This window comes from Rhodoferax sp. RT5P35 (assembly GCF_056521385.1).
Window position 1 is genome coordinate 1 of the sequence record NZ_JBWMAX010000045.1, and the last position, 2,025, is coordinate 2,025.

Sequence of the window (2,025 nt, forward strand, 5' to 3'; positions counted from 1 at the left end):
CGCCTGGCAGCACGACCCCACGGTGCTGCCGTCGCCCACGCTGATGTACCTGCTGCCCAGCCGCTACTGTGAGGTAGACAGCGAACTGCTGCAATTTGCCTGGAACCAGTTTGGCACTACGCCGCTGGGCTGGGCGCGGGTGCAGGCGATTTGCGATTTCGTGCACAACCATATCCGCTTCGACTACATGGCCGCCCGCGCCACCCGCACCGCCGTGGAGGGCTTCCGCGAGGGCACCGGCGTGTGCCGCGACTACACCCACCTGGCTATCACGCTGTGCCGCTGCATGAACATCCCGGCCCGCTACTGCACCGGCTACCTGGGCGACATCGGCATTCCGCCAGTGCGCTACCCCATGGACTTCAGCGCCTGGTTCGAGGTGTTTCTGGGCGACCGCTGGTACACCTTCGACGCGCGCCACAACACGCCGCGCATTGGCCGTGTGGTGATGGCCCGGGGCCGCGACGCGGGCGACGTGCCCATCACCATGGCGTTTGGGGCCAACACGCTGCAAAAGTTCGAGGTCACGACCTACGAGGTGGATGCCTACGGCAACGCGATTTTCACGGTGTAACCTGGGCGCACAATGCCGCCCCATGCAACGTAGATTCTTCTTGAATGCCGCGCTGGCCGGCACATCCCTGCTGGCGCTGGCCGCCCAGGCCCAGCCCGGCTACACCGTCTCTGCCGCGCAATTGCAGAAAGCCGTGGCCCAGCGCTTCCCCCTGCGCTACCCGGTGCCGGGCGTGCTGAACCTGGACGTGCAGGCTCCGCAACTGCGCCTCCTGCCCGCGCAAAACCGCCTGGCCGCGCAAATGGCCGTGGAGGCCGCAGGCCCGGCCCTGCGGCGCAGCCACAGCGGCAGCGTGGCGGTGGACTTTGCCCTGCGTTACGAACCCAGCGACCGCACCGTGCGCGCCGTGCAGCTCCACTTCCAAAACCTGCAATTCCCCAGCCTGCAACCCGCCGTGGTCGAGCTGCTGACCACTTACGGCCCGGCCCTGGCCGAGCAGGCCCTGCAAGAAGTGGTGCTGCACCAGCTCACCCCCCAAGACCTGGCCCTGCCCGACACCATGGGCCTGCAGCCGGGCAGCATTACCGTGACGGAGAAGGGGCTGGTGGTGGGGTTTGTGAACAAGCCGATGTAAGTTGGCGGGTATGGTGCTCCTGAATTAAGAGCTGCTCACGCTCATTACATAAGCACAGACAGCCGATTTTGCTTGTAAGAAGCAGTAACGACGGGTTCCGGTCAAAATGCCCCAGCGCTTTACCCTTCAAGGAAACCCATGACCCACCCCATCCAGCAAAAATGGCCCGCCCAGCACCCCGAGCGCCTGCAGCTCTACTCCCTGCCCACGCCCAACGGCGTGAAGGTGTCCATCTTGCTGGAAGAAATCGGCTTGCCCTACGAGCCGCACCTGGTCAGCTTCGAGACCAACGACCAGATGTCGCCCGCGTTTCTGGCGCTCAACCCCAACAACAAGATCCCGGCCATCCTGGACCCGAACGGCCCCGGCGGCCAGCCGTTGGCGCTGTTTGAATCGGGTGCGATCCTGCTGTACCTGGCCGAGAAACCCGGCCAGTGCATTCCGCAGGACGCGGCGGGCCGCTACGAGTGCATCCAGTGGGTGATGTTCCAGATGGGCGGCATCGGCCCGATGTTTGGGCAGCTCGGCTTCTTCCACAAGTTTGCGGGCAAAGACTTTGAAGACAAGCGCCCGCGCGACCGCTATGTGGCCGAGTCCAAGCGCCTGCTGGGCGTGCTGAACCAGCGGCTGGCGGGGCGGGCCTGGATCATGGGCGATGCCTACACGATTGCCGACATCGCCATCTTCCCCTGGGTGCGCAACCTGGTGGGCTTTTACGGCGCGGGGGATCTGGTGGGTTTTGCGGACTTTCCCGAGGTGGCGCGGGTGCTGGCGGCTTTTGTGGAGCGGCCCGCCGTGGTCAAAGGCTTGGCGATTCCTGCGCGGAACTGAGCGCCAAACACAAATCCGCCCAGGCTTTGGCTTTCTCAGGCCGGTT

At 65.0% G+C, this 2,025-nt stretch carries 3 protein-coding genes; all 3 read left to right on the top strand.

Going from position 1 to position 2,025, the window contains the following annotated elements; genetic code table 11:
* A partial coding sequence (locus tag AC097L_RS23335; RefSeq protein WP_479589127.1) for a transglutaminase-like domain-containing protein occupies nt 1-574 on the top strand: 574 nt, incomplete at its 5' end.
* Between the two features lie 22 nt (nt 575-596).
* The gene (locus tag AC097L_RS23340; protein ID WP_479589128.1) at nt 597-1,148 is read left to right on the top strand and encodes a DUF1439 domain-containing protein; all 552 of its coding nucleotides are present in this window, start codon (nt 597-599) and stop codon (nt 1,146-1,148) included.
* Nucleotides 1,149-1,286: 138 nt separating this feature from the next.
* Complete coding sequence (locus AC097L_RS23345; RefSeq protein WP_479589129.1) at nt 1,287-1,979, top strand: glutathione S-transferase N-terminal domain-containing protein; 693 nt, start codon at nt 1,287-1,289, stop codon at nt 1,977-1,979.
* Nucleotides 1,980-2,025: the final 46 nt, after the last annotated feature.